The organism is Bifidobacterium sp. UTBIF-78 (assembly GCF_006408945.1).
Taxonomy (GTDB): Bacteria; Actinomycetota; Actinomycetes; order Actinomycetales; family Bifidobacteriaceae; genus Bifidobacterium; species Bifidobacterium myosotis.
On sequence record NZ_JFAO01000077.1, the window covers coordinates 1 to 4996 of the forward strand.

The following is a 4996-nucleotide window of genomic DNA, read 5'->3' on the forward strand; positions in this document are numbered from 1 at the left end:
ATTGAATATGCAGGGCGCGGGCGTGTTCCCCGCGCATGCGGGGATGATCCCAGGAGCGCCTTCATGCCGGCTTCCATGATCTGGTGTTCCCCGCGCACGCGGGGATGATCCCGAGCGGCTCGTGGGCGCCCTCGTGGCGATCACGTGTTCCCCGCGCATGCGGGGATGATCCCCGTTTCGCCTCAAGCTGCTTCTCCCGGTCCGTGTGTTCCCTGCGCATGCGGGGATGATCCCGCCTGACAGCGCGGCCATAGCGGCCCGAGTGGGTGTTCCCCGCGCATGCGGGGATGATCCCGAGCTTGTGCCTGCCCCGATGGCGGTGCGGGCGTGTTCCCCGCGCATGCGGGGATGATTCCCAGGTCACTAGCACCGTCAGCAACGGCGTCACGTGTTCCTCGCGCATGCGGGGATGATCCTGATTTGCCCCATACCGTCCCGTCCAGTCATGGAGTGTTCTCCTACAGCGCCGAGGAACGCAACATCGAACTCGGACTACGGCTAGAGGGCCGGAACCTGACTGAGCAGGCGAAGGCCTGGTGATGACGGATGGATGCAGTTAGCGCAGTTTTCAAGTCACGAAAAGGAAGCTCATGCATGGACCAAATATAGTCATTAATACTGGTCCTCGAATACCCAACCGAAGATTTCCGAAGAATGAGCTATCCAAGCCCGCATGATGTGGCGTAATGCAGAACTTGACGTTCCGCATTACGGAGAAGCGGGACGATTATATGGTGGGAATAGGCAGAAACTGTGGCTGACCGAGCTCACCATCCGGGATGCAGACTGGACCGACGCTTCCCGTCTGTTTCCTATCGTCGTAATACCGTAATTCGTCGCCACCATGCCAGAGCTGCTCCGACAGAGCTTCGACATCCTGTCTATATCTTGTCGTGGCAGACTCAGTCCTCCGAGCAGTACTGCTTGGAATCGTGCGGATTTAAACCATGCCAGCGCAGCAGCGCAAGAAACCAGAATCCGCACGACTAGCACAGTCCCGACTGCCGGGGCCCGCCAAACATGGTAAATGGGTATCTCGGTTGTGAGGGGTACTTTGTCGCGTGTGCGGTTATGTATCTGCTTTGCGAGGGGTACCTGAATATCGGGACGGCGACTATGAGGGTTGAAATTGCAAGGTCGATACTTGGGGTATCGCTGTTTAGGTACCCCTTGCAAGGCAGATACGTGACCGCAGATGGTCTGATGTACCCCTTGCAAAGCAGATAGCACAAAGCGGCGATGCCGCTGGTGTCCCTCATCAACAATTCATTGATGAATTCGCTGCAGCTCAAGCCCACTTCGCCGCCGGCCAGCTCGTCCTGCAATTACGGACGCACTCCGTGCGCAGCCTGCTGGTTCGGCTGTCGGCTTGAACGTTGCCCTACATGCAGTTTTGCTGTCTGCTTCACGGCAACGTCCTGACAAGGGGAGCCAAAATGGCGTTCATCCCGCGAATGTGGATGCGGCCGACTGGTTCGTCTGTCGGCTTGCGCGTTGACTGCATGCAGCTTCTGTGTTTTGCTTCACGGCAACGTTATAATCACGAACTTCTGACACAGACCACTGGTATCTTGCGTCAGAAATTTGTAATTATATTTTTGGCTCCCCTTGTTAGGGGAGCTGGCCCGCGAAGCGGGGCCTGAGGGGTAGTGAATTTGCTAATGAATAATGACACAGGCCGCTAGTATGCCGCGCCATTAATTCGTTGATTATATTTTGGCTCCCCTTGTTAGGACGTTGCCGTGAAGCAGACAGCGGAGCTGTTTGTAGACAACGGGCAAGCCGACAGGCGAGCCAATCAGCTGCGCGCGGAGTGCGTCCGAAATTGCAGGACGAGCTGGCCGGCAGTGAAGTGGGTCTGAGGGGTAGTGAATTTGCTAACGAATAATAATGCAGACCACTAGCTGCGTGGCTCCACTCTCCGTGCCGACGCATTCCGCCGCACGACGAATACGCAAACCAGCAGCACCGCGGCGAAGACGGAGCCGAACAGCAGCCCGGTCTGGAGGCTATCGCCGTGGGCGGAGGCGATGAATCCGACCACGGCGGGGCCTCCTGCACAGCCCAGATCGCCGGCGACGGCGAGCAGTGCGAACATGAGCGTGCCGCCGCCGGGCATGGCGTCCGCGGCCATCGAGAATGTGCCGGGCCACATGATGCCCACCGAGAATCCCGTAATGGCGCAGGCCGCCAATCCCAAAACCGGCGAAGGCGAGAGCGCTGCGGTCAGGTACATGGCCACGCACAGCACCGAGCTGCCGGCGATGAACACGGTGAGGTTGAGACGGTGGCCGAGCACGCCGTAGATGGTGCGCGCCAGCCCCATCATCAGTGCGAACGCGGCGGGGCCGGCCAGATCGCCCACCACCTTGGTCACGCCCAGACCCGATTCCGCGAAAGTGCTGGCCCACTGGCTCATACCTTGTTCCGCGGCGCCCGCGCAGAGCATCATGAGGAACATGAGATAAAACACCGGGCGGCGGGCCAGATCGACGAACCTCATGGTCGCGGTGCCTTCGGGTACGATGCGCGGCATCGGGGCACCGGCGAACATCACGATGCCGGCGATCGGCACCACGCCCCACAGGCACGCCAGCACCGGCCACGAGCCGGTGCCGAAGGCGAACAGGAACAGTGTGGAGATCACGACGGTGCCGAGCTGCCCCCAGCAGTAGAACGAATGCAGCAGACTCATCGCCTTGGCCTTGTGCTCGCTTGGGCATGCCTCGACGATGGGGGAGACCATCACCTCGATCAGTCCGCCGCCCAGCGCATACAGGATGATGGCGGCGAGGATCGCGGGATACGGGTCCGCCACATGGGTCGGCACGAGACCCAGCACCAGCAGGCCAGCCAATGCGGCAACGTGGGCGGCGATGATGCAGGGCTTGTATCCGATGCGGTCCACGAATCGTCCGGCAAGCACATCCACGATGAGCTGGGTGATGAAATTGACGGTGATGAGCGCCGAAAGCCGCGCCATGCTGATGCCGAACATCGCTGCGAAGGTGACGAACAGCAGCGGCATGAAGTTATTGATGACCGCCTGCGTGACGTATCCGATGAAACAGGCGACGACGGTGCGATCGTAGTTCGCCGCGCCGTTCGGGGTGCTGACCGTGCTGGTGATACTGCTCATAGCTGCAAGTATCGCAAACCATGGGCAGTGACGTGGCCATGCGGCGACATTATTGTGTACGAATGTACGTAAGTTCCCATAGGTCCCCAATACATCCGAATTCAGATGAAAAGGCACTCGCGGGAGATGCCCGATACGACGACGGGTGGCGGACGCACCGTGCGTGACCGTTGCCTCGGCCGAATGGCCGTGACTGTGTCACGTACGGTGCGTCCGCCAACCGTCATCAGGGCTTCGATTGTCTTGTCCTGATTGCGGTCGGAGATTGCGGTCAGCGCAATCTCCGACCCGAAGCCCGGTCAGTGGGCGCTCACGCCTTCCACCACGGGCGCAGCGGATACCACTTGCCATCCGGGTGACCGACGCGGTCGGGGCGCACGGCAAGGAACTGGTGGATCTGGATGCCGTCGAGCTCGAAGTTCAGCGCGCATGCGGCCATGTACAGGCCCCACACCTTGGCGCGTTCGAAGCCCACCTGCTTGACCGCGTCATCCCAGTGTTCCGCCAGATTCGCGTTCCAGTGGTGCAGGGTCAGCGCATAGTGCTGGCGCAGATTCTCCTGATGCACCACGTTGAAACCGGCGTCGTGGATGCAGGTCTCGATGAAGCCGGGCGTGCCGAGGTCACCGTCCGGGAAAATGTAGCGGTCGAGGAATTCGTCGGTGCCGGGCTTGCCGTCGGGCTTGTCGTGGCTGATGGTGATCTGGTGGTTGAGCAGACGTCCCATCGGCTTCAGAAGACGGAACATCTCCTCGAAGTAGCTCTGGTAGTTCTTCACGCCCACATGCTCCATCATGCCGATCGAGCAGATGCCGTCGAAGTCGTGCTCCGGCACCTCGCGGTAGTCCTGCACGCGCACTTCGGCGAGGTCTTGCAGACCCTCGCGCGCGATCCATTCGTTTGCGTACTCGGCCTGCTCCTTGGAGAGCGTGACGCCGAGCGCCTTGATGCCGCGGCGGGCGGCGGTGATGACCATCGAACCCCAGCCGCAGCCGATGTCGAGCAGACGCTCGCCGGGCTTGAGTCCGAGCTTGTCGAGAATCAGCCTCAGCTTGTTGGCCTGCGCATCCTCAAGGCTCATGTTCTCGTTGTCGAACACCGCGCAGGTGTAGGTCATCGAGGGGCCGAGGAAGTCTGCATAGAATTCGTTCGACATGTCGTAGTGGAAGCTCACCGTCTCGGAATCGGCCTTCTCGGTGTGGGGGAGCAGGCCGCGCTTGATGCGGTCGAACTTGCTCGGGCCTTCGGTGGCGGGGACCGGCGGCTTGCGGAATCCGTGGCTCAGGATGCCGGCGGATACGCGGGCCACCGCCACCGGCGTGATGGGCTTGACGTACTTGGCCAGGGAGATCAGCTTGCGCAGCGCCGGGTACGGGTCGGCGTAATCGATGCCGACCACGTCGAAGTCGCCGAGCACGTAGGCGCGCACGATGCCGATTTCGTTCGGGTGCGTCAGCAGCTGATACATGCAGTTCGGGCTAGTGATCCTGACGTTGAGATCGGCGCTTGCCGGACCGAAGTGCGATCCGTCGAACGCGTCCACGCGCACCGGCGTCGCGGGGTCCAGGAACAGCGACACCATTTCCGCGACCGTCATAGCCTTGCCATTTGCCATGTCCACCTCATTCTCTGATATGTTCCAACTGGTGTTCCACAATGCCCCCAACTGCGAGGTATTGTAATCCTTCCGCGGCATGGGACGCGGTGGCATGCCGGCTTATGGCGCCGCTGTTCGCCTTTGGCGGACAATGCGACGTATCCCCGGCGAATGTCCAGCGTGTCTTCGGGAAGTACTCGGGACGCAGGGTAGACTGGGGAACCGTGAGACCGGTCAACGAACGAACGGTCGACAAAACA

The 4996-nt window shown here is 60.8% G+C and carries 2 protein-coding genes; both read right to left on the minus strand.

From position 1 onward, the window contains the following. Nucleotides 1-1900: 1900 nt before the first annotated feature. The gene (locus tag BG22_RS10675; protein ID WP_140495448.1) at nt 1901-3139 is read right to left on the minus strand and encodes a sugar MFS transporter; all 1239 of its coding nucleotides are present in this window, start codon (nt 3137-3139) and stop codon (nt 1901-1903) included. A 310-nt stretch (nt 3140-3449) separates the two neighbouring features. Next, nucleotides 3450-4754, minus strand: coding sequence for a class I SAM-dependent methyltransferase (locus BG22_RS10680; RefSeq protein ID WP_140495451.1), 1305 nt, complete (start codon nt 4752-4754; stop codon nt 3450-3452). Between the last annotated feature and the right edge of the window lie 242 nt (nt 4755-4996).

Coding starts and splice junctions, on each gene's coding strand:
- BG22_RS10675 (WP_140495448.1), bottom strand. CDS start 3,139: ATGAGCAGTATCACCAGCACGGTCAGCACCCCGAACGGCGCGGCGAAC.
- BG22_RS10680 (WP_140495451.1), bottom strand. CDS start 4,754: ATGGCAAATGGCAAGGCTATGACGGTCGCGGAAATGGTGTCGCTGTTC.